Consider the following 21,989-nt stretch of genomic DNA (forward strand, 5'->3'; position numbering starts at 1 on the left):
GCGGAGTCTGAATCGACCTAGCTTGCAGTGGCTCTTCTGAACGCCTAACCCTTATCCTTGACGCCCCGCCGTACCAAGTTGATGGAGTTTTTGTTCATGCCCCATGAAGGCAATCTGCTGCAAGCCGCTGTCGTGTTTCTTTGCGCGGCCGTGCTGATCGTGCCCCTGGCCAAGCGCCTGCAACTGGGAGCGGTGCTGGGTTATCTGTTTGCCGGGGTGATCATTGGCCCTTCGGTGCTGGGGCTTATCGACAATCCGCAGAGCGTCGCCAATATCTCCGAACTCGGTGTGGTGCTGCTGCTGTTCATCATTGGCCTGGAACTGTCACCGCGACGCTTGTGGGTGATGCGCAAGTCGGTGTTCGGTGTGGGTTTGGCGCAGGTGTTGCTGACCGGTTCGACGATTGGCGTCGTAGCGCTGTTTGTCTTCGGTCAACCGTTGAACAGTGCGATCGTTCTGGGCCTTGGCCTGGCGTTGTCGTCCACCGCATTCGGCCTGCAAAGCCTGGCCGAGCGCAAGGAGTTGACCAGCCCCCACGGGCGGCTGGCGTTTGCGATTCTGCTGTTCCAGGACATTGCTGCGATCCCGCTGATCGCCATGGTGCCGTTGCTCGCCGGGGGCAGTCACAGCGCCAGTGCCGCCGAAAACCTGAACCACGGCTTGCAGGTGTTGGCCAGCATCGCGGTAGTGGTGGTCGGCGGACGTTATCTGCTGCGCCCGATCTTTCGCGTGGTGAGCAAAGCCGCGCTGCCTGAAGTGTTCACCGCCACGGCGTTGCTGGTAGTGATCGGCACCGCGTGGCTCATGGAACTGGCCGGTATTTCCATGGCCCTGGGGGCCTTTTTGGCCGGCCTGCTGTTGGCGGACTCCGAATACCGTCACGAACTGGAATCGCAGATCGAACCCTTCAAAGGCCTGCTGTTGGGGCTGTTTTTCATCAGCGTCGGCATGGGCGCCAACCTGAACCTGTTGCTGAGTGCACCGATCACGGTGCTGGGCCTGACCCTGCTGTTGATCGCAATCAAACTGCCGTTGCTGTTTATCGTCGGTCACCTGGCCGGTGGCTTGAACAAGGTCAGCGCAATTCGTCTGGGGATCGTGCTGGCCGCCGGCGGTGAATTCGCCTTCGTGGTGTTCAAGATCGGTCGCGACCATGAGCTGTTCGTGCCGCAGATGTACGACCTGCTGGTGTTGACGATCACCCTGTCGATGGCCGTGACACCTCTGTTACTGCTGGTGTGCGCGCGGCTGGTCAGCCCGAAAGTGCAACCGGTCGAAGTGCCCGAGAAATTCCGTGAAATCGATACCGACGCCCCGCGGGTGGTCATCGCCGGTATGGGCCGCATGGGGCAGATCGTTGCGCGGATCCTGCGGGCGCAGAACATCAAGTTCGTCGCCCTCGACACCTCGGTGGAAACCATCGAGCTGTCGCGCAGCTTTGGTGGTGTGCCGGTGTTCTACGGCGACCCGATGCGCCCGGAGATCCTCAACGCGGCCAAAGTGGGGGAAGCCGAGTTTTTCGTGATCGCTACTGATGATCCGGACACCAACATCAAGACCGCCGAACTGGTGCGCAAGCTCTACCCTCACCTGAAAATCATCGCCCGCGCCCGCAACCGCCAACACGTGCACCGCTTGATGGACGTCGGTGCACACGCGGTGCGCGAGACCTTTTACTCGAGCCTGGAAATGAGCCGGCAAACCCTGATCGGCCTCGGGTTGACCCAGGCTCAGGCCGATGCGCGGATCAAGCGCTTCAAGCATCACGATGAGCAGGTGCTCGAAGCCCAGCATGCCGTGTATGACGACGCGGCGAAGGTTCTGCAAACGGCACAGGAAGCGCGGGCGGAACTGGCGCGCTTGTTTGAGTCCGATGAGCTCGAAGAGCGAGCAGGAAGCAAAGAAAGGACACCTCAATGAGTGACGCTGACTCGTCTTCGCACGCGCTCAAGGAAATCTTCAACGTCAAGCGCCTCGAGCACATCGCCACCGAGATGACGGCGGTCTATCCCGGGTTCGACGCCAAGGCGTTCCTGACACTGACCCAGTCCGGCCTGGCGGACCTGAGCGTGATGCAGCGCATGGCCCGGGTCAGCGAATGCCTGCACGCGGTGTTGCCGCTAGATTACACAGCATCGCTGGAGGTCCTGCGCGCCCTCGCCCCGCGTCTGAACAGCGGCTTCGTCAGCATGTGCCTGCCGCACTACGTCGCCCGCTACGGCGGCCATGCGTTCGAGCAGTCGATGGATGCGCTCAAATATTTCACCTGCTTCGGCTCTTCGGAGTTTGCGATCCGCTACTTTCTGCGCAGCGACTTCGAGCGTTCGCTCAAGCGGATGCATGACTGGTCGCTGGATGACAACGAACACGTGCGACGCCTGGCCAGCGAAGGCTGCCGACCGCGCCTGCCTTGGTCGTTTCGACTGGAACAGGTCCAGGCTGAGCCACGCCTCGCCGTCAAAATCCTCGACAACCTGAAGGCCGACACCAGCCTTTACGTACGAAAATCCGTGGCCAATCACCTCAACGACATCACCAAGGACCATCCCGAGTGGGTGCTGGAGCTGATCGAAGGCTGGTCGCTGGATAACAAACACACCGCGTGGATCGCCAAACATGCCTTGCGCAGCCTGATCAAACAGGGCAACCCGCGCGCGCTGGCGATTATTGGTGCGGGCGGCAAGCCTGAAGTGGACATCAGCGAGTTACAGATCAATCCGCCGGTGATTGGTCTGGGGGAAAAGATCACCCTGTCCTTTGTCGTCAAATCCACGGTTGAGGACAGTCAGCGTCTGGTGATCGATTACGCCATCGATTACGTCAAAGCCAACGGCAGCACGTCGGCGAAGGTGTTCAAGCTCAAGACGCTGACACTGCCCGGCATGGCCAGCGAAACCGTCAGCCGGGGACAACAGATCAAGGAGCTCACGACGCGCCGGCATTATGCGGGCGTTCATGCCGTGCACATCATGGTGAATGGGGAGCGGCTGGCCAGCACGCAATTCGAGATCGTTTGACTGCATTTCTTCGTTAGAACCGGACCTGTAGGAGCTGGCTTGCCGGCGAATGGGCCTTGAACATGATGAAAACCTTGAGACCTCTTCGCCGGCAAGCCGGCTCCTACAGGGGATTGGGGGGCAGTAGCAGGGCTTGCTCCCGCTCACACAACTCCACCACATAATCCCACAGCACCCTTAGCCGCACAGACTTGTGCAGCTCGCGGCGGGTGCTGATCCAGTAGCTGCGCTGGATGCTTTCGTCCGGCAACAGCGGCACCAGCCCCGGATCGTCGCTGGCCATGTAACACGGCAGCACCGCGATCCCCAACCCCGACCGCGCCGCTTGTTGCTGGGCGATCACGCTGGTGCTGTGGAACACCACCTGCGGGTTACGGCAGAAGCTGTTGAGGAACATCAATTCCTGGCTGAACAGCAAATCATCGACATAACCGATCCACGCGTGGCGCCCCAGGTCTTCGCGGCTGCGCAGCGGTGGCGAACGGTCGAGATAAGCCTGGCTGGCATAGAGCGCCAGGCGATAGTCCGTGAGCTTGCGGGTGACCAGCATGTCGGCGGACGGGCGTTCGAGGTGGATGCTGATCTCCGCCTCACGGTTGAGGATGCTGACAAAGCGCGGCACCGCCACCAGTTCCACCTCCAGCCCCGGGTAGCGCTCGAACAAGCCGTTCATGCGACTGGCGAGAAACATGATGCCCAGCCCTTCCGTCACCCCGACACGGATCTTGCCCAGTGGCGCCGTGGACTGAGTGATTTCCTCCTGCGCCAGCAACGCGACGTTTTCCATGGCCTCGGCGTGTTTAAGCAGCGCTTCGCCGGCCGGGGTCAGTTCATAGCCTTGGGCGTGTTGAACAAACAACGCCGTGCCGAGGCTCTTTTCGATGGCTTCGATGTGCCGCGCCACGGTGGCGTGCGTCGTGTTCAACCGGCGTGCCGCCGTAAGCAAACGCCCGCTGCGCTGCAATTCGAGGAAAAACCGCAAGTCATTCCAGTCAAACATGATTCGTCCCTGGTTGTTCGCTGTGGATGGCGCTGTTTAAAAACGCACAGCCGCTGCGCAAAAACTAACATTCTTTTGACGAAAGCTAACAACTAGGATGACAGGCAACAAGAACAACAAACGAGGTCAGGGATGCAGACTTCCCTTGATGAATACGACTACATCGTGGTCGGGGCCGGGCCGGCCGGGTGTTTGCTGGCCAATCGACTGTCGGGCGATCCGCAGCACCGCGTGCTGTTGCTCGAAGCCGGGGGCCGCGACAACTATGCGTGGATTCACATCCCCGTGGGTTACCTGTTCTGCATCGGCAACCCGCGCACCGACTGGTGCTTCAAGACCGAGGCGCAACCGGGCCTGCAAGGCCGCGCCCTGAGCTATCCGCGCGGCAAAGTACTGGGCGGCTGCTCTTCGATCAACGGCATGATCTACATGCGCGGCCAGGCCGGGGACTACGACGGCTGGGCGGCCGATGGCAATCCAGGATGGGCCTGGCAGGACGTGCTGCCGCTGTTCAAGAAAAGCGAAAACCATTTTGCCGGTGATTCTGAGTTTCACGGCGCCAGCGGCGACTGGCGTGTCGAGCGCCAGCGTCTGTCGTGGCCGATCCTCGATGCCTTTCGTAACGCCGCCGAACAAAGCGGCATTGCCAGCATCGATGATTTCAACCAGGGCGACAACGAAGGTTGCGGCTACTTTCAGGTCAATCAGAAGGCCGGTATTCGCTGGAATGCGGCCAAGGCGTTTCTCAAACCGGCTCGGCATCGACCCAATCTCACCGTGCTGACCGGCGTTGAAGTCGACCGCGTACTGCTGGAAAACGGCCGGGCGGCGGCAGTCAGTGCCCGCTGGCAAGATCAGGCCAGGACCTTCAAGGCGCGCAAGGAAATCATCCTGTGCGCGGGCTCCGTCGGGTCGCCGAGCATCCTGCAACGTTCCGGCATCGGGCCGCGTCCGTTGCTGGAGCGACTGGGGATCGGCATCGCCCATGAGCTGTCCGGCGTGGGCGCCAATCTGCAGGATCACCTGCAGTTGCGGCTGATCTACAAACTGGAAAACGCCCGCACCCTGAACCAGATTGCCGGCAGCCTGTGGGGCAAGATGGGCATGGGCCTGCGCTACCTCTATGACCGCAGCGGCCCGCTGTCCATGGCGCCGAGTCAGCTCGGTGCATTCGCCCGTTCCGGCCCGGAACAGACTTCAGCGAACCTTGAGTACCACGTGCAACCGCTGTCGCTGGAGCGCTTTGGCGAACCGCTGCATGCGTTTCCGGCGTTTACGGCGTCGGTCTGCGACCTGCGTCCGCAAAGCCGTGGCCGGGTGGAAATCCGCTCCGCCGATCCGCAGGAAGCGCCGCTGATTCAACCCAATTACCTCAGTCATCCGGAGGATTTGCGCGTCGCCGCCGACGCGATCCGCCTGACCCGACGCATCGTGGCCGCCCCGGCCCTGAAGGCATTCAAACCGGTCGAGTACCTGCCCGGTGACAGCCTGCAAAGCGAAGAACAACTGCACGAAGCCGCCGCCCGAATCGGTACGACGATTTTCCATCCGGTGGGCACCTGCCGCATGGGCAACGACGCCGCTGCGGTGGTCGATGCGCAACTGCGCGTGCACGGCACCCCCGGCCTGCGCATCGCCGACGCCTCGATCATGCCGCGCATCACCTCGGGCAACACCTGCTCACCTACGTTGATGATTGCCGAGAAAGCGGCACAGATGATCCTTAACCCAGACACAAGGAGCGTGAAGCAGTCAATGGAACTGTCAGCAAACGCCTGAACTCGGTACACAAACATGTAGGAGCCGGCTTGCTGGCGAAAGCGGCGCATCAGTCAACGTTGATGTCGACTCACGGTCGCCTTCGCCGGCAAGCCGGCGCCTACAGGGATGTCCGATGCATCGACAGCGGCACCCGCCCACAAGGCAGGTGCCGACAGTGGAACAACAAAAACAATCACTGTGAGGGATACCGGTATGTCAGAGAACGTTCAAACCCTGGAAGCCGTGCGCAGCGCGGGCACCAGTCAGGAAACCCAGAAAGTCATCTTTGCCTCCTCCCTCGGGACGGTCTTCGAGTGGTATGACTTTTTCCTCTACGGCGCCCTCGCGGCGGTGATCAGCAAACAGTTTTTCGCCGGGGTCAACGACACCACGGCGTTCATTTTTGCCCTGATGGCGTTCGCCGCCGGTTTCGTCGTGCGACCATTCGGTGCGCTGGTGTTCGGCCGGTTGGGAGACATGATCGGACGCAAATACACCTTCCTCGCCACCATCGTCCTCATGGGCCTGGCGACGTTCTGCGTCGGGTTGCTGCCGACTTACGCCAGCATCGGCATCGCCGCGCCAATCATTCTGGTGGTGCTGCGCATGCTTCAGGGCCTGGCCTTGGGCGGTGAATACGGCGGCGCTGCCACTTATGTCGCAGAGCACGCGCCCATCGGCAAGCGTGGTTTCCACACCAGCTGGATTCAGTCGACCGCGACCCTCGGCTTGCTGCTGTCGCTGCTGGTGGTACTGGGCTGCCGTTACTTCACGGGCGACCAGTTCGAAGTCTGGGGCTGGCGCATTCCGTTCCTGTTTTCCATCGTGCTGCTGGGCATCTCGACCTGGATCCGCATGAGCCTGCACGAATCGCCGGCCTTCGTGAAAATGAAAGAAGAAGGCAAGCTGTGCAAACAGCCGATTCGTGAGTCGTTCGGCAAATGGGAAAACCTCAAAGTCGTCTTGATTGCCCTGTTCAGCATCAACGCCGGACAAGCGGTGACCTTTTACGCTGCGCAATTTTACGTGCTGTTCTTCCTCACCCAGTTCCTGAGGATGGACCCGGCGGTGGCCAATGGCTTGCTGATCATCAGCGTGACCATCGGTGCGCCGTTCTTCATCTTCTTCGGCTGGCTGTCGGACAAGGTCGGGCGTAAACCGGTGTTGATGCTGGGGCTGTTACTCGCCACCGCTTTGTACTTCCCGATCTTCAAGACCCTGGCCCACTACGCCAACCCGGCCATCGACCAGGCCAGCCGTCAGGCGCCGATTACCGTGATGGCCGACCCGGCGACTTGCACATTCCAGTTCGACCCGGTGGGCAAGGCGAAATTTGATAGCCCGTGCGACAAGGTCAAGACTTTCCTGGTCAAGCAAGGCCTGCCGTACCAAAGCGCAGCGGCCCCGGCCGGCAGCGACGTGCAGATCAGTATTGGTGACGTGAAGATCGACGGCTTCGACGAAGCGGCCCTGCGCGGCGCCGTGACCCTCGCCGGTTACCCGCAGCAGGCGGACCTGCAGCAGATCAACAAACCGATGATCGTCGCGCTGATCGTGGCGCTGATCATCATTTCCGCCATGTGCTACGGCCCACTGGCGGCGCTGATGGTCGAGCTGTTCCCGACCCGCATCCGCTACACCTCGATGTCCCTGCCCTACCACATCGGCAACGGCTGGTTCGGCGGTTTCCTGCCGACCGTGTCGTTCGCGCTGGTGGTGTACACCGGGGATATTTTCTACGGGCTTTGGTACCCGGTGGTGATCACCGGGGTGAGTCTGGTGGTGGGGATGATCTGTTTGCGAGAGACGCGTAACGTCGATCTGGACAAGAACTGAGATCGACCCGAAACCTGTAGGAGCGAGCCTGCTCGCGATGGTCGTAAACGAAAACGCGTGTTGTCTGGATAAACACGGCGTTCTCGAGTCCATCGCGAGCAGGCTCGCTCCTACACGGGCAGTGCCAATGAAAAAAATCGCGTTTAAACCTCGGCGTCGAGCAACTCGAACTTCACTTGATCCGGGTAGAACGCCACATATCCTTTAATCTGATCGACAGACACCTTGGGGTTCTCATAACTCCACACCGCATTCGCACCTTCATGCCCCGGCACCTGCAAGCTGAAATAGCTGGCATCGCCCTTGAAGGGGCAATAGCTGGTGTGATCGGTGCGGGCGAAATACTTCTCGTCGATGTCCTCGCGCGGCACGTAGTACACCGGTGGGTAATTGGCCTCCAGCAGTACCAATGCCCGCGCCGAAGCGGCCACCTGGATACCGTGAAACTTCACCAACAAACAGCCAGGCTGCTCGGCGATGGTGATGACAGGGCTAGGACCGGAGCTTTTCATGGAAAACGTTCCTCATGACGGTGATGGACCTGTAGGCAAGGCTGCCGGTGACGGTGGCAGCGCCGAAACCTATGAATGCCGACCTATCAGGTATAACCCAAGTTCCGCCATTTCGACGGCTTCACAGCCGAACGGGAGCCCTGCGCTTCAAGCATTCAATTGCGCCAGATAAGTCCAGGGATAGATGCCCCGCTCGTGGCCATCGCTGAACACCAACTGCACGCCATAGCCTTGCGGGTTCAATTCGATGACCCGAACCCGTGCATCGACCATCGGCGTCAGGCCCTGCAAACGAAAGGCTCGGCATTGCGAGCACGGGCACTGGCGGCGCAGCTCGGCGTGGTCGAGCCGTTGTTCGCGACCGTCCGGCCAGTTCAGGCGCAATTGCCGAGCGCTTGTCGAATTTCCCACTGACAGCGGATTCATTGAAGTTGACTCAAGGCGATGCGCACCGCTTTGCGCACCTCAGGATCACCATCGTCCTGCGCGGCTTGCAACGCGGCGATGGCCCGCTGATCGCTCAATTCGCCCAAGGCCAACGCCGCTTCCTTGCGCAGATTGCTGATGCGGTGGCCGAGGGTTTCGATCAGCGCATCGAGCGCGGGGGCATAGCGCAAACGACCGAGACTGCGGGTGGCGCGCAAACGCACTTGCCAATAATCGTCGCCCAAGGCCTGGACCAGGGCCGGGCCGGCGTCGATGTGTCCGACCTTGCCCAAAGTGGTGGCGGCTTCTTCGCGCACTTGCCAGGCCTGATCCTGCAATGCCTGGCGCAGTGCCGGCAGCACCTGAGCGTCGGATGCCAGACCGAGGGCACCGGTAGCGGCGCGGCGGACTTCGGTGTCCGGATCATCGCTGGCCAATTGCGCCAATGCCGGCAAGGCTTCGAGTTGCTTGAGCCAGCCCAGCACGCCGACGGCTTCGCGGCGTACACCAGCGTCCTCATCGTTCAGCGCGTTGGCAGCCGCCGTAGCGGCATCGGCGCAACGCAGCTCGCGCAATGCCCGGAACGCGGCAATGCGCACACGGAGGTCGGCATGCCCGGTCCACGGCAGAATCACCCGCCCCGCCGCTGCACTTTTCAGCAGGCTGAGGCTTTGTGCCGCGGCGGCCTGCACCGCTTCGCTCGGATCGGTCAGCGCCTGACACAACGCCTGAACCACGGGCTCGTCCTCCCAGGCTTCGAGCAAGCGCGCGGCCTCGGCGCGGACCTCTTCGATCGGGTCCTGAGAGAGTCGATCCACCAGCCACAGCAGGCCGTCCGGTTCTTCAAGGTCAGCCAGTTCGATCAGGGCAATCCGGCGCACGCCGGGGTCCTCATCGGTCAGACGTGGTTGCAGGGCGAGAATGTCGGCGTTGTCGGTTACAGCAAAAAGTGAGGTCATAGGGCAAACCGCGGCAGTTTGTTTTCAGGAGGCAGTCCGAGAGGGTTCAGGCGTGGCAGCTGCCGACCGTCTTCATGACGCAGGAGTTCGAGGCAATGGCGCTTCAAGCGCGAGAATTCGTGGCTCGTCACCAATTCGGTGGTGCGAGGCCGGGGGAAATCGAGGCGCAGGTCTTCGATGATGCGTCCCGGTCGCGAACTCATGACCAATAACCGATCGGCGAGGAACAGCGCTTCGTCGATGTCATGGGTGACAAACACCACGGTGGTGCGGATGCGCGTCCAGATATCCAGCAGCAGTTCTTGCATATTCAAGCGGGTCAAGGCATCGAGGGCACCGAACGGTTCGTCCATCAGCAACAGTCGCGGACGATTGACCAGCACCCGGGCAATTTCCACCCGTTGTTGCATGCCGCCGGAAAGCTGATCCGGCCATCGCTCGGCAAAGCCGTCAAGGCCCACCAGCGCGAGGATTTCGTCGGCGGCTTTATGTCGTTCGACTTTGCCGGTGCCGCGCATTTTCAGGCCGAAAGCGACGTTGTCGCGCACCGTTCGCCACGGGAACAGCGTGTGTTGCTGAAACACCATGCCGCGCTGCGGCGAGGGGCCGGACACCGCCGCGCCATCCACCGTGAGCGTTCCGGCACGCGGCTGCAAGTGACCGGCCAGCGCGCCGAGCAACGTGGATTTGCCGCAACCGGACGGCCCGAGAATGCACACGAACTGCCCCGGTTCGATCTGGCAATCGAGGCCCTGTACGGCTTCGAACGCCGCGTGGCCTTCGCCCAGGCTGATCGACAAGCCGCGAATATCTATTCGCCCTTCAGGGTGTTGAAACGCGCTCATCAGCTTTTCCCTCGTGGACGGTGCCAAGGCGTGAACAGCCCGCCCAGGCGTTTGATCAACAGGCTGCTGCCCATCCCCAACACCCCGATCAGCAACATGCCGACGACAATGTCGGCGTAGTTCTGGATGGTGTACGACTCCCAGGTGTAGTAACCGATGCCGTACTGGCCAGAGATCATTTCTGCCGTCACCAGGCAGAACCACGACGTGCCCATGCCGATGGCGAGGCCAGTGATGATGCTGGGCGCAGCACCGGGCAAGATCACTTCCAGCAGGATTGCCCGGCGCCCTGCCCCGAGGCTTTTCGCCGAGGCGATCAGCCGTGGATCGACGCCTTCGACGCCGTGCACGGTGTTGAGCAGAATCGGGAACAACGCGCCGGTGAAGGTGATGAACACCATCGACAGCTCGGATGACGGGAACATCAGGATCGCCAGGGGGATCCAAGCCACCGCCGGGATCGGGCGCAGCACTTCCAGCGGCGGCAGCAAAACGTCTTCGGCCCATTTCGAGCGCCCGATGGCCAGGCCCAGAGCGATACCGATGATCAGCGCAGCGAGGTAACCGGCGAACACCCGGCCGAGGCTGCTGCTCAGGTGTCGGCCGAGCTTGCCGGAGTCGCCCAGCCCCAGTGCGGCCTCGATCACGGCCAGCGGGGTCGGGACGTTGGCGAAGGTTATCAGGCCGAGGTTCCAGTGGTGGCTGGCGGCGAGTTGCCAGAACAAAAGGCAGAGCAGCAGTGAAGCGGCTCTGGGTATCCAGCGTGAATAGGATCGGTACACAGTTATTCCTCTCAACCAAAAAACCCGTAGGAGCTGGCTTGCCGGCGATAGCGGTAGTTAAGTCGACATCAATGTTGAATGTCCGTCAGCAATCGCCGGCAAGCCGGCTCCTACAGGTTTAACGAACGGCGACGGCCTGAGTCGTGGCATCCGTGAAGTCGTACACCTTGCCGCCCTGCGCCGTGGCGTACTGCTGGGCCTGGCCCTTGAGCAGGAACGCACTCAAACGCCCTTTCGCATCACTGGCAAACCACGCCTGATCCGCCAGCAACTTGATCCCGCTGTCGCTGGCCTGGGCATACACCGCGCGGATGTTTTTGCCTTCTTGCTTGAGGTTGGCCAGTGCGGCGAACGCTGATTCCGCCGAGGCGTACTGGCGGACTTTCGGCTCGCCACGCACCCAGATTTCGGCCACACGGCTGAAGTCGGTGATGGCTTTGCCGCTCGCCGCATCGCTCGCCTTCAGTGGCGTTTGTGCGTAGTTGGCCAATTGCGCGGTGTAGTCCAGGTTTGAGGCTTTGAAGGCGGTGCGGATGTATTGGTCGTCGATGAAGCTGTTCAGATCGAGTCCGCGATCGGCTTTCTTCAACAGCTTGAGCGTATCGATAGCCGTGCCCACGGCCTGGCGGTATTCCGGTTTCCAGCTCAGGTCGCGGGTTTGCACACCCAGCGGACCGTGGAACAGGTAGTTGACCTCGGCATCGACGCCGGTGACCTTGGCGATCAGTTCGCTGTACTTCTCCGGTTCCGCGGCCAACAGCTGATTGGCCTCGATGCTTGCCCGCAAGTAAGCGACGACGATTTCCGGGTACTTTTTCGCGTAGGCCTGGTCGACCAGCGCGCCGTGGAATGTCGGCGCTGCGGCCTGCGAACCGTCGTAGATCTTGCGTGCGAAACCGCGGCTCGGGAACAGTTCGGCAAACGGCACGAAGTCTGCGTGAGCGTCGATCTTGCCGGCTTGCAATGCGGAGCCTGCGACTTCCGGTGGCTGGGCGATGATGTTCACATCTTTCAACGGATCCCAGCCTTGAGCCGCCACGGCACGCAGCAACATGCCATGGGCGGTGGACGCGAACGGCACGGAAATGGTCTTGCCTTTGAGCTCTGCCAGCGCTTGCACGCCCGACGCACTCGGCACCACGATGCCGTTGCCGCTGCCTTGTGTGCTGCCCGACAGCACGCTGATAAACAGGCTGTGCTTGCCGGCCGTTTCAAACGCCACGCCGTTGAAAGCACCGGGGAAATCGGCCATGGCGCCGAAGTCGAGTTTGCCGGCCACCATTTCATTGGTCAGGGGTGCGCCGCTGGTGAAGTTCTTCCACTGCACCTCGTACTTCGCATCTTTGTATGGGCCGTCGTGGGGCAGGTATTTGTCCAGCAGGCCCAGCTCGCGAATCAACAGACCGCCAGCGGCGCAGTTGATCGTGGTGTCCTGGGTGCCGATGGCAATGCGGATGGTTTCGGCCGAGGCCGACAAGGTGAATGACGCCAGTACCAGACCGGCAAAAGCTGCACGCAACATGAGTGTTTCCCCTCGAATCATTTATAGGATGTTCGTCTCCGCCACGATCAGGGCGCGGTGGGAAACGAGGGGTGTTTTTGAATCAGGCGTCCGGTGGTGGCCGGATGGCGGTTTTTTCGTTGTCTGGGCTGGCCTCCATCCCCCTGTAGGAGCCGGTTTGCTGGCGATGGAGTGTCAGCTGAATCGATGGTGACTGGCACGCCATCGCCAGCAAGCCGGCGCCTACAAGGTTCTTGTTTCAGCGTAGGAGGTACGGAATTTCGACTTTCACAGCGCCCGTCGGGCAGTCTTTTTCACAGGGCATGCAGTACCAGCATTCATCAAACGCCATGTAGGCCTTTTGCGTGGCCGGGTTGATCGCCAGCAGGTCCATCGGGCAGACGTCGACGCACACGGTGCAGCCTTTGTGGGCGATGCATTTGTCCTCGTCGACGGTGACGGGGGCGTTGGAACGGAAGAAGATTTCCTGGGCTTGATAGGCCATTTCACGGTCTCTCTCTTGGGTGATGCTCAGGCGGCATCGGCGCGGACTCGCAGTCGGTCGTAGATCTGCATTTCTTCGGCATCCAGCGCAATGATGTAAGGCTCCACGGCTTTCTTGAAACTGGTCATCAGGCCGTTTCCATCTTTCTTCAGATGGCAATGGCAAAACCAGTCGCTGTCGTCGCGTTGCGGGTGATCGACCCGATAGTGGTAAAGCCCCCAACGACTTTCAGCGCGGAACAATGAAGCGCGGGCAGCCATTTCGGCGCAGTCGCGGATCATGCTGACTTCCATCGCACGCATCAGTTCGTGGGCGTTGTGCGCCTTGATCTGATCGAGGTCACGCTGGATATCGCTGAAGCGTTGCAGACCGATCTGCATTTTCTTGGTCACTTTCGGCGGTTGCAGGTAGTCGTTGACGAAGCGCCGCAGCTTGTACTCGACCTGCGCCGGTGGCAGGCCGTGTTCACGGTCCAGCGGTGCGTAGACCCGTTGTTTTTCGGTTTCGATCTGTTCGGCATCCAGCGCAGAAAACTCGCGGTCTGCGACAAAATCCGCCGCGTTGTTACCGGCAAACCAGCCGTAGGTAAAGGCACCCAGCATGTAGTTGTGCGGCACCGCGGCCATGTCGCCTGCCGAGTACAAACCCTTGACCGAGGTCTCGGCCTTCTCGTTGACCCACACACCGGAGGCCGAGTGACCGCTGCAAAAACCGATCTCGGAAATGTGCATCTCGACCATCTGCGTCCGGTAGTCGGTGCCGCGATTGGCGTGGAACTGGCCGCGACTCGGGCGTTCGTTGCTGTGCAAAATCTCTTCGATGTTCTGGATGGTTTCCTCGGCCAGGTGATCGAGTTTGAGGAACACCGGACCGTTGCCGCTTTCGAGTTCCTGGTGGAACTCCCACATCATCTGCCCGCTCCAGTAGTCGCACTCGATGAAGCGTTCGCCCTTGTTGTTGGCGGTGTAGCCGCCCAAGGGGCCGGTGACGTAGGCGCAGGCCGGGCCGTTGTAATCCTTGATCAGCGGGTTGATCTGGAAGCACTCCAGATTCGCCAGCTCAGCCCCGGCGTGATACGCCATGGCGTAACCGTCCCCGGCGTTGGTCGGGTTTTCGTAAGTGCCCATCAGGTAACCCGAAGACGGCAAGCCCAGACGCCCGGCCGCACCGCAGGCGAGGATCACGGCCTTGGCCTTGATCACATGGAAGTCAGCCGTACGGCAATCGAAGCCCATCACACCGTTGACCGTGCCCTCTTCATCCTTCAGCAAACGGGTGCACACGACGCGATTGGTGATGCTGACCCGTGCCCGTTTCAACTGGCGATACAGGACTTTCTTGATGTCATGCCCTTCCGGCATCGGCAACACGTAGGCGCCCATGTGGTGGACCTTTTTCACCGCGTAGTCGCCGGTCTCGTCCTTCTCGAACTTCACGCCCCAGCGGTCCAGTTGCTCGATCGTTTCGAAGCTGTGGGTCGCGTAGGCGTACACCGCGGCCTGATTGACGATGCCGTCGTTGGCGATGGTGATTTCCTTGGTGTACTGCTCCGGCGTCGAGTGGCCGGGGATGATGGCGTTGTTCAAGCCGTCCATGCCCATACTGATCGCACCGCTGCGCTTGACGTTGGCCTTGTCGATCAACAGCACCCGCAGATCGCGGTTACGTTCCTTGGCCTTGATCGCCGCCATCGGCCCGGCCGTGCCACCGCCGATCACGACGATGTCGTATTCCTGCTCAAGCGTGTTTCGAGTCATGCCTGATCCCCTTTTTGCCGGTCGATCCGCAGGCGGTACTGGAACGCATCGCCACGGTAGTAAAGGTGTTCGAAATCCAGCGGCTGGCCATTGGCGTCGTGGGTCAGGCGTTCGATGCGCATGATCGGCGAGCCGGGTTCGACGTTCAGCGCCTGGGTCAGGTCGCTGTCAGCCAGTACCGCGTCGATGGCCAGGTCGGCATGACCGAGGGCCAGGCCGCAGTCGTTTTCCAGGATCAGGAAAATGTCGCGGGTGACCAGATCAGCCTTTTCGAGGCGTTCGCCGATGGCTTTTGGCAGGTAGGTGATTTCCAGCGAGATCGGTTCGCGGTTGATCAGGCGCACCCGTTTGATCTGCGCCACGGTTTCGCCTTCGGCCACCTGCAAACGCTCGGCGACCAGTTTGTCGGCAGCAATGAATTTGAAGCTGCGCAGGCGGTTGATCACCTCGTAGCCGCGCCCGGTCATGGACTCGGCCAGGCCTTGCAGGGTGCTGACGTTCTGGAAGGTTTTCGGCTTGGCGACGAAGGTGCCCTTGCCGTGGATCTTGAAGATCAGCCCTTCCTTTTGCAGATCACCCAACGCCTGGCGCACGGTGATGCGGCTGACTTTGAACAACGCGCCGAGTTCGCTCTCGGAAGGCATCTGGCTGTCTTGCGGATATTGGCCGTCGAGGATGCGGGCACGCAGCACGTCGCGCAGTTGGGTGTGCAGCGGAACACTGCTGAGGGATAGAACGTTATCGGTCATGAAGATCACTTGTTATAACGAGTTATGACGTGATCTTAGAGACGTTATGACAAGCTTGAGAAATACCGAATGAGCATAAGGTTAGATTCTAGCGACTAGCCCTGTAAGAGCCGGCTTGCTGGCGAAAACCGGTAACGCGCTAAATCTGACACACCGCCTTCGCTGGCAAGCCAGCTCCTACAGTGATCGCCCACCTGTAGGAGCTGCGGAGGCCTGCGATCTTTGGCTTTTACTCAGCCGATGCGCAGCGCACGCAAATCGAGACGGCCATCCTTGATCGGCGGGCACCAGTAGTAGCCACCCGTGATCGGCCGGCTGATGCGATACAAGCCGTCAGTAATCCCGTCTTCCAGACCGCTCATACGTCGCAGTTGGGCTTCGAAGGCGTCGAGGGAGAAACCGAAGGCCAGGAACATCAGGCCTGCGCGGTCACCTTCGATCCACGGCATCGAACGGCGCACCACGAACGCCTCGGGGGCGAAGCTTTCCTGGGCGGTGCGTTTGACGTGAGCGGAAACCGGCGCGTCATCGATCTCTTCGTTGTCGCTCAAGCGGCGGCCCATGATGTTGTCCTTGTCCTCGGACGACATCGCGTGAAAGCCCTTCAGGTCATGCTGCCATTGCTGGATCGCGGCGAAGCTCCCGCCGACCGTGCCGTCCGCGCCCTCACCCACCAGCGCCGCAGCCACGGCGGCTTCGTCGTGCGGGTTCTCGGTGCCGTCTTCGTAGCCAGTCAGGTCATGGCCGCTCATGTGGCGGAAGGTTTCGTTCATCTGCACCAGACGCAGGGCCGGTGCCAATGCCGCTTCGATGGCGTTGCTGCGGTTGAGCAACTCGCCTCGGTCATCACCGTGCAACCAGCACCAGAGCGCATGTTGAGTCGACGGGTTGTCGACGCCGACGCCGGTCAATGCCGGGAACGTGCGCAGGCCGTCGATGTGGCCGTCCAGGGCCTTGACCAGGGATTCGCCAAAGCCGATCACCGCCGACTTGCCGTTCACCAGAGCTTGCAGTTTGTCGAGCGCAGCCGGCAGTGCAGCCGCCGATTCCAGGGCGAAGAACATATGACGGGCTTGAGGCGGAACGGGGGTGGCGAGGATGCCCGGCTGGTAATAACTCATATGAACTCCTTTTGAAAGAGTCCGAAGTTTACCTCCCACACAGTCACTTGTGTGCGCTCAGGTCAAAAGAACAGACATCACCCCCTGCCGATTGCGGTCTACGCTTCAAGCACAAGATCCAGACCCTCAACCCCTCTACTCTGCCCATCAGCGCTCAATAACGGTTAAAAAAAACCGGCATTGAGGCGTATAACCTTTGAAGTGAATTTGAACGGCAGCCGCCAGCGCATGGCTGACACCACCTACGGGGTAGCGACATGACCACAGCACCGATTCTTGGCAACCTGTTTCCCGACGCCGGCAGCATCCCGGAAAAATACCGCCTCGACGGTCCGACCGAACAGCGTGAATACCTGGTCGACGGCACGCTGAGAACCTGGTCCGGCCCGCTCGCCCAGGTCCGCAGCCCGGTTTATCTGAGCGGTCCGAACGGCGATGAACAAGCCATCCTCGGCAGCACGCCTCTGCTGGATGCCGACACCGCACTGACCGCGCTCGATGCCGCCGTCCGCGCCTACGACCGGGGTCAGGGCCTCTGGCCAACAATGCGTGTAGCCGAACGCATCCAGCACGTCGAAACCTTCCTCGCCCGCATGCGCGAACAGCGTGAAGCCGTGGTCAAGTTGCTGATGTGGGAAATCGGCAAGAACCTCAAGGACTCGGAAAAAGAGTTCGACCGCACCTGCGACTACATCGTCGACACCATCAACGCGTTGAAGGAACTCGACCGCCGCTCCAGCCGATTCGAACTGGAACAGGACACCCTCGGCCAGATCCGTCGCGTGCCCCTCGGCGTAGCCTTGTGCATGGGCCCTTACAACTATCCGCTGAACGAAACGTTTACCACGTTGATCCCGGCATTGATCATGGGCAACACCGTGGTGTTCAAACCGGCCAAGCTGGGCGTGTTGCTGATCCGTCCGTTGCTGGAAGCCTTCCGCGACAGTTTTCCGGCCGGGGTGATCAACGTCATCTATGGCAGCGGCCGCGAAACCGTCAGCGCGCTGATGGCCAGTGGCAAGATCGATATCTTCGCGTTCATCGGCACCAACAAAGCCGCCAGCGACCTGAAGAAACTGCACCCCAAACCCCATCGTTTGCGTGCGGCGTTGGGCCTGGACGCGAAAAACCCCGGAATCGTCCTGCCGGAGGTGGATCTGGACAACGCGGTCAGTGAAGCGGTCACCGGCTCGTTGTCGTTCAACGGTCAGCGCTGCACCGCGTTGAAAATCCTTTTCGTCCACGAAGACGTGGTCGAGGCCTTCATCGACAAATTCAACACCAAACTCGCCTCGCTAAAACCCGGTATGCCGTGGGAAAGCGGCGTGGCACTGACACCGCTGCCGGAGTCGGGCAAGGTCGATTACCTGCATTCATTGGTGGCGGATGCTGAGGCCAAAGGCGCCAAAGTGGTCAACCCCCATGGTGGCGAAACCCGTGCTTCGTTCTTCTACCCGGCGGTGCTTTACCCGGTCACGCCACAGATGCGCGTCTATCAGGAAGAACAGTTCGGCCCGGTGGTGCCCATCGTGCCCTATCGCCACCTGGACACCGTGATCGATTACGTCCTGGAATCGGACTTCGGCCAGCAATTGAGCATTTTCGGCACCAACCCGGTGGCGGTTGGGCGCCTGGTCGACACCTTCGCCAACCAGGTCGGTCGGATCAACCTCAACGCCCAATGCCAGCGCGGCCCGGACACCTACCCATTCAACGGCCGCAAAAACTCCGCCGAGGGCACATTATCGGTACATGACGCATTGCGAGTGTTTTCAATCCGCACCTTGGTTGCGACCAAGTTCCAGGAGACCAACAAGGACTTGATCAGCGAAATCATCAGCGGCCGTAGTTCGAGTTTCCTGACCACGGATTACATTTTCTGAGGCACTGATTGAAACTTCAGGCTCCAGCCCTGTTGCATAACGGCGGCCGCCAACAGAATCGCTGCAACCCCTACCCATTGCAGCGGTTCGAGGCGGTGACCGAAGGCGAACCAATCGACGAAAATCGCTGCAATCGGATAGATGAACGACAGTGCGCCGGTCAACGCGGTCGGCAGTTTTTGAATCGCACCGTACAGCAGCACATACATCACGCCGGTGTGCACGATACCCAGCGTCACCAGGCTGGCCCACGCATCGGGGGCTTGCGGCAGCGCGGAAAAATGCGCGAACGGTGCGAGCAACAACACGCCCGTGCTGACCTGGATCAGTGCGATCAGGTGCGGCGGCGTACCGGTCAGGCGTTTGATGATCAGCGCGGCAATCGCGTACAGGAACGCAGCACCCAGCGCCAGAACGATACCCAACAAGTATTCGCCGCCACTCTCCCCTTGCCCGCCATGGGCACTGACAATCGCCAGCATGCCGAGGAACGAAACACCCAGCCAGGCCAGTTTCTGCGCGGTGATTTTTTCGTTGAGGAACAGTGCCGCCAACCCCACCAGCATGAACGGCTGCACGTTATAAACCGCAGTGCCGATGGCAATCGAGGCACGTGAATAGGACGCGAACAACAACACCCAGTTGCCGACAATGGCCACACCGCTGAGGACCGCCAACAGAAACGTCGTGCGGGTCAGAATGCCGGGGCGCAGAAAGCCGAACGCCGCGCAAATCAGCAGCAACGTGCCGGCGCCGAACAGGCAACGCCAAAACACCACATCCAGCACCGGTTGCCCGGAAACCAGCACGAACCAGCCGATGGTTCCGGAGATCAGCATGGCGGCCGTCATTTCGAACGAACCGCGACGTATTGTGTTGTCCATCATCAGACTCCTGTGTGTGTGGGCAAAGTATGCCAATGGTCTGAGGGGCATCGCCAGCGCATAAAGCAGGCTAAACTCTGAATCTGCCTTTTTTACAAAGGCGATTGTCGATAATTGCCTAATAGAGGTTTTCGCCATGACCGATGATATCGACCAGGTGCTGATCACGGCCCTGATGGAAGACTCGCGACGCTCACTCAAGGCCCTGGCGCAGATCAGTGGCTTGTCTTCACCCAGTGTTGCCGAACGCCTGCGCCGCCTGGAGGAGCGTGGAGTGCTCAAGGGCTACACCGTGGAAATCGACCCGAAATGTTTCGGTTATCAACTGCAGGCCATCGTGCGCATACGCCCGTTGCCAGGTCAGTTGCAGGAAGTCGAACGGCAGATCATGGCCATTCCCGAGTTCACCGAGTGCGACAAGGTCACCGGTGACGACTGCTTCATTGCGCGCCTGCATGTGCGCTCGATGGAACAACTGGACACACTTCTCGACCGCCTCAATACCCACGCCGAAACCAACACCGCTATCATCAAGAAAACCTCGGTAAAACGCCGGTTACCACCGATGGAATAAGTGATCTTTGACCTTGCATCATGCAGATTGGCGATCATCTCGACGAAGGAATGACGGTATGAAAGTTCAGGTTGTGCTGGTGGCAGCATTGATGCTCACTGGGTGCGGCACGGTCCAGACAGTCGTGCGCGGTGACGACGTGGCAGTGAAAAGCCTCAAGGAGCAAAAGAGTTACTGCGGTGCGGTTCCACGAATTTACAGCGGTGTGACGTACGACTTTTGCGCGTTGAACGCTCCGCTGCAGGATGGAAGGGACGACCAGAAACATGATTTTGCTCCGGCCATTGTGCTGATCGACGTCGTTGTTTCCGCCGCGTTCGACACCTTGTTGCTGCCCTACACCATCTACCGCCAGCAGGCCGATGGCAGCATTATCATCAACGAGTAACCCTGATTCTCAGGCAAGAAAAAACCCGCCGAAGCGGGTTTTTTCATTCAGGGCTGACGATCAATCATCGCGACCCATGATGCCGAACAGCTGCAACAAGCTGACGAACAGGTTGTAGATCGATACATACAGGCTGATGGTCGCCATGATGTAGTTACGCTCGCCGCCATGAATGATGGCGCTGGTCTGGAACAGAATGCAGACCGAGGAGAACAGCACGAAACCTGCGCTGATCGCCAGTTGCAGGCCGCTGATCTGGAAGAAGAAGCTGGCAACCACTGCACCCAGCAACACGAAGAAACCTGCAGTGATAAAACCACTGAGGAAACTCATGTCCTTGCGGGAAATCAGCACATAGGCCGACAGGCCGCCGAATACCAGAGCGGTCATCGCGAACGCCGAGCTGACGACTTCAGCGCCGCCCTGCATACCCAGGTAACGGTTGAGGATCGGGCCGAGCAGGAAACCCATGAAACCGGTCAGGGCAAATGCCGACACCAGGCCCCAAGCGGAATCGCGGAGTTTATTGGTAAGGAAGAAAAGACCGTAGAAGCCGATCAGCACCACGAAAATATTCGGGTAGCCAACACGCATCTGCTGGGCAACGTAGGCCATCACACCGCTGAAAGCCAGGGTCAAGGCGAGCAAGCCATATGTGTTGCGCAGGACGCGGCTAACCTCTAGCTGCTCAGCCTGCACGCTGTTATTCACTGCGTAATCCTGTTCGCGCATGGCGACACTCCTGTTGGTTTGAAACGTTCAGTCGCAAAGATCATAACAGACACCCTGTAACAAGCTATGCAGAGAGTTTGACAGTGTGTTTCATTCAGGTATTATGGCGCCCGCAACGCAAACGGAGGTGTGGCCGAGTGGTTTAAGGCAACGGTCTTGAAAACCGTCGACTGTAACAGGTCCATGAGTTCTTATCTAAGGTTCTGTTCAGTTGCATCTTGTTAAGTGCACAGTCGGAAACACCGGGGAATTGGCAGAGTGGTTGAATGCACCGGTCTTGAAAACCGGCGAACGTTAATAGCGTTCCCAGGGTTCGAATCCCTGGTTCCCCGCCACTAATTCAGAAAAATCAAGGGCTTAGGCTAAAAACCTAGGCCCTTTTTTTATTTGCAAAGCGTTTGATGTATGGCGCCCTTTGCGCTCAATCCTGCTGATCAGTGCTACTGCCCAATAAGGCACATCAACTTTGTTGCGACTTACTGCCTCTTACTGCCTCTTACTGCCTCTTACTGCACTGTGTAAGGCCGCGCTCAAAAGGTTCATGAAGCCGCCACTCCCTCGCTTAGTACCGTAAATCAGCTCCTACGATGGCCTGATCCGCTCTTCTATTCCATCAGCGACGTACACTTTTGATCACTAGGAAAATACACGAGGTAGTAATTTCGAGTCGTCAATGGCTGTCATAAGAAGACCGTAGATACCCCCAGCAACCACTTTTTTATGGAGGCACATAGGAATTGAGTAAAGGGCTTAACCT

20 protein-coding genes and 1 tRNA gene are annotated in these 21,989 nt (G+C 59.9%); 8 read left to right on the forward strand and 13 right to left on the reverse strand.

Annotated elements, in window-relative coordinates; translation table 11 throughout:
- Positions 1–96: 96 nt before the first annotated feature.
- Positions 97–1,920 carry a monovalent cation:proton antiporter-2 (CPA2) family protein gene (locus CKW15_RS00635; protein WP_095151267.1) on the forward strand — a complete coding sequence of 608 codons (1,824 nt, stop codon included), beginning with the start codon at positions 97–99 and terminating at the stop codon, positions 1,918–1,920.
- On the forward strand, positions 1,917–3,017 hold the full coding sequence (locus CKW15_RS00640; protein WP_095151268.1) for a DNA alkylation repair protein: 1,101 nt from the start codon (positions 1,917–1,919) through the stop codon (positions 3,015–3,017). Before CKW15_RS00635 ends, CKW15_RS00640 begins: the two co-directional genes overlap by 4 nt.
- A 103-nt stretch (positions 3,018–3,120) precedes the next feature.
- Here the strand turns inward: CKW15_RS00640 and CKW15_RS00645 are convergent, their stop codons facing one another.
- A complete protein-coding gene (locus tag CKW15_RS00645; RefSeq protein WP_095057787.1) occupies positions 3,121–4,017 on the reverse strand; it encodes a LysR family transcriptional regulator in 897 nt (298 codons plus the stop codon).
- A gap of 132 nt (positions 4,018–4,149) precedes the next feature.
- Between CKW15_RS00645 and CKW15_RS00650 the strand changes: the two genes are divergently transcribed.
- The gene (locus CKW15_RS00650) at positions 4,150–5,796 is read left to right on the forward strand and encodes a GMC family oxidoreductase (protein WP_095151269.1); all 1,647 of its coding nucleotides are present in this window, start codon (positions 4,150–4,152) and stop codon (positions 5,794–5,796) included.
- A gap of 195 nt (positions 5,797–5,991) precedes the next feature.
- A complete protein-coding gene (locus tag CKW15_RS00655) occupies positions 5,992–7,614 on the forward strand; it encodes an MFS transporter (RefSeq protein ID WP_095057785.1) in 1,623 nt (540 codons plus the stop codon).
- Positions 7,615–7,757: 143 nt separating this feature from the next.
- Here the strand turns inward: CKW15_RS00655 and CKW15_RS00660 are convergent, their stop codons facing one another.
- The 10 genes from CKW15_RS00660 to CKW15_RS00705 all read right to left on the reverse strand — a co-directional run bounded on the left by CKW15_RS00660 (position 7,758) and on the right by CKW15_RS00705 (position 16,771).
- Positions 7,758–8,126 (reverse strand): DUF427 domain-containing protein, encoded by a 369-nt coding sequence (locus CKW15_RS00660; protein WP_095151270.1) that lies wholly within the window; start codon positions 8,124–8,126, stop codon positions 7,758–7,760.
- A 147-nt stretch (positions 8,127–8,273) separates the two neighbouring features.
- Positions 8,274–8,552: a gamma-butyrobetaine hydroxylase-like domain-containing protein gene (locus CKW15_RS00665; RefSeq protein WP_095151271.1), complete on the reverse strand. Its 279-nt coding sequence runs from the start codon at positions 8,550–8,552 to the stop codon at positions 8,274–8,276.
- On the reverse strand, positions 8,549–9,511 hold the full coding sequence (locus CKW15_RS00670; protein ID WP_095151272.1) for a HEAT repeat domain-containing protein: 963 nt from the start codon (positions 9,509–9,511) through the stop codon (positions 8,549–8,551). The genes CKW15_RS00665 and CKW15_RS00670 overlap by 4 nt, the downstream gene beginning before the upstream one ends.
- A complete protein-coding gene (locus tag CKW15_RS00675; protein ID WP_095151273.1) occupies positions 9,508–10,356 on the reverse strand; it encodes an ABC transporter ATP-binding protein in 849 nt (282 codons plus the stop codon). The genes CKW15_RS00670 and CKW15_RS00675 overlap by 4 nt, the downstream gene beginning before the upstream one ends.
- Complete coding sequence (locus CKW15_RS00680) at positions 10,356–11,138, reverse strand: ABC transporter permease (protein ID WP_095057780.1); 783 nt, start codon at positions 11,136–11,138, stop codon at positions 10,356–10,358. The genes CKW15_RS00675 and CKW15_RS00680 overlap by 1 nt, the downstream gene beginning before the upstream one ends.
- A 118-nt stretch (positions 11,139–11,256) precedes the next feature.
- Complete coding sequence (locus CKW15_RS00685) at positions 11,257–12,681, reverse strand: ABC transporter substrate-binding protein (protein ID WP_177450530.1); 1,425 nt, start codon at positions 12,679–12,681, stop codon at positions 11,257–11,259.
- Between the two features lie 217 nt (positions 12,682–12,898).
- Complete coding sequence (locus CKW15_RS00690; protein WP_008050632.1) at positions 12,899–13,144, reverse strand: ferredoxin family protein; 246 nt, start codon at positions 13,142–13,144, stop codon at positions 12,899–12,901.
- A gap of 26 nt (positions 13,145–13,170) precedes the next feature.
- Positions 13,171–14,901 (reverse strand): fumarate reductase/succinate dehydrogenase flavoprotein subunit, encoded by a 1,731-nt coding sequence (locus CKW15_RS00695; protein ID WP_095151275.1) that lies wholly within the window; start codon positions 14,899–14,901, stop codon positions 13,171–13,173.
- Complete coding sequence (locus CKW15_RS00700) at positions 14,898–15,650, reverse strand: GntR family transcriptional regulator (protein WP_053158449.1); 753 nt, start codon at positions 15,648–15,650, stop codon at positions 14,898–14,900. Before CKW15_RS00700 ends, CKW15_RS00695 begins: the two co-directional genes overlap by 4 nt.
- Positions 15,651–15,883: 233 nt before the next feature.
- The gene (locus tag CKW15_RS00705; RefSeq protein ID WP_095151276.1) at positions 15,884–16,771 is read right to left on the reverse strand and encodes a Dyp-type peroxidase; all 888 of its coding nucleotides are present in this window, start codon (positions 16,769–16,771) and stop codon (positions 15,884–15,886) included.
- A 257-nt stretch (positions 16,772–17,028) separates the two neighbouring features.
- On the opposite strand from CKW15_RS00705, the gene CKW15_RS00710 reads away from it, so the two are divergent.
- Positions 17,029–18,654, forward strand: coding sequence for an NADP-dependent glyceraldehyde-3-phosphate dehydrogenase (locus CKW15_RS00710; RefSeq protein ID WP_095151277.1), 1,626 nt, complete (start codon positions 17,029–17,031; stop codon positions 18,652–18,654).
- Here the strand turns inward: CKW15_RS00710 and CKW15_RS00715 are convergent.
- A complete protein-coding gene (locus CKW15_RS00715; RefSeq protein WP_095151278.1) occupies positions 18,642–19,538 on the reverse strand; it encodes a DMT family transporter in 897 nt (298 codons plus the stop codon). The genes CKW15_RS00710 and CKW15_RS00715 overlap by 13 nt on opposite strands.
- A 136-nt stretch (positions 19,539–19,674) precedes the next feature.
- Here CKW15_RS00715 and CKW15_RS00720 point away from each other — a divergent pair, with 136 nt between their 5' ends.
- Positions 19,675–20,112, forward strand: a complete 438-nt coding sequence (locus tag CKW15_RS00720; protein WP_095057773.1) for an Lrp/AsnC family transcriptional regulator — start codon at positions 19,675–19,677, stop codon at positions 20,110–20,112.
- 58 nt (positions 20,113–20,170) lie between these two features.
- Complete coding sequence (locus CKW15_RS00725) at positions 20,171–20,500, forward strand: YceK/YidQ family lipoprotein (protein WP_095151279.1); 330 nt, start codon at positions 20,171–20,173, stop codon at positions 20,498–20,500.
- Between the two features lie 60 nt (positions 20,501–20,560).
- On the opposite strand, the gene CKW15_RS00730 is transcribed toward CKW15_RS00725, so the two are convergent.
- The gene (locus CKW15_RS00730) at positions 20,561–21,232 is read right to left on the reverse strand and encodes a Bax inhibitor-1/YccA family protein (RefSeq protein WP_095057771.1); all 672 of its coding nucleotides are present in this window, start codon (positions 21,230–21,232) and stop codon (positions 20,561–20,563) included.
- Between the two features lie 244 nt (positions 21,233–21,476).
- On the opposite strand from CKW15_RS00730, the gene CKW15_RS00735 reads away from it, so the two are divergent.
- Positions 21,477–21,567 (forward strand) — tRNA-Ser (locus tag CKW15_RS00735).
- The last annotated feature ends 422 nt before the right edge of the window (positions 21,568–21,989 follow it).

The sequence above is a fragment of the Pseudomonas sp. Irchel s3b5 genome (assembly GCF_900187435.1).
GTDB lineage: Bacteria > Pseudomonadota > Gammaproteobacteria > Pseudomonadales > Pseudomonadaceae > Aquipseudomonas.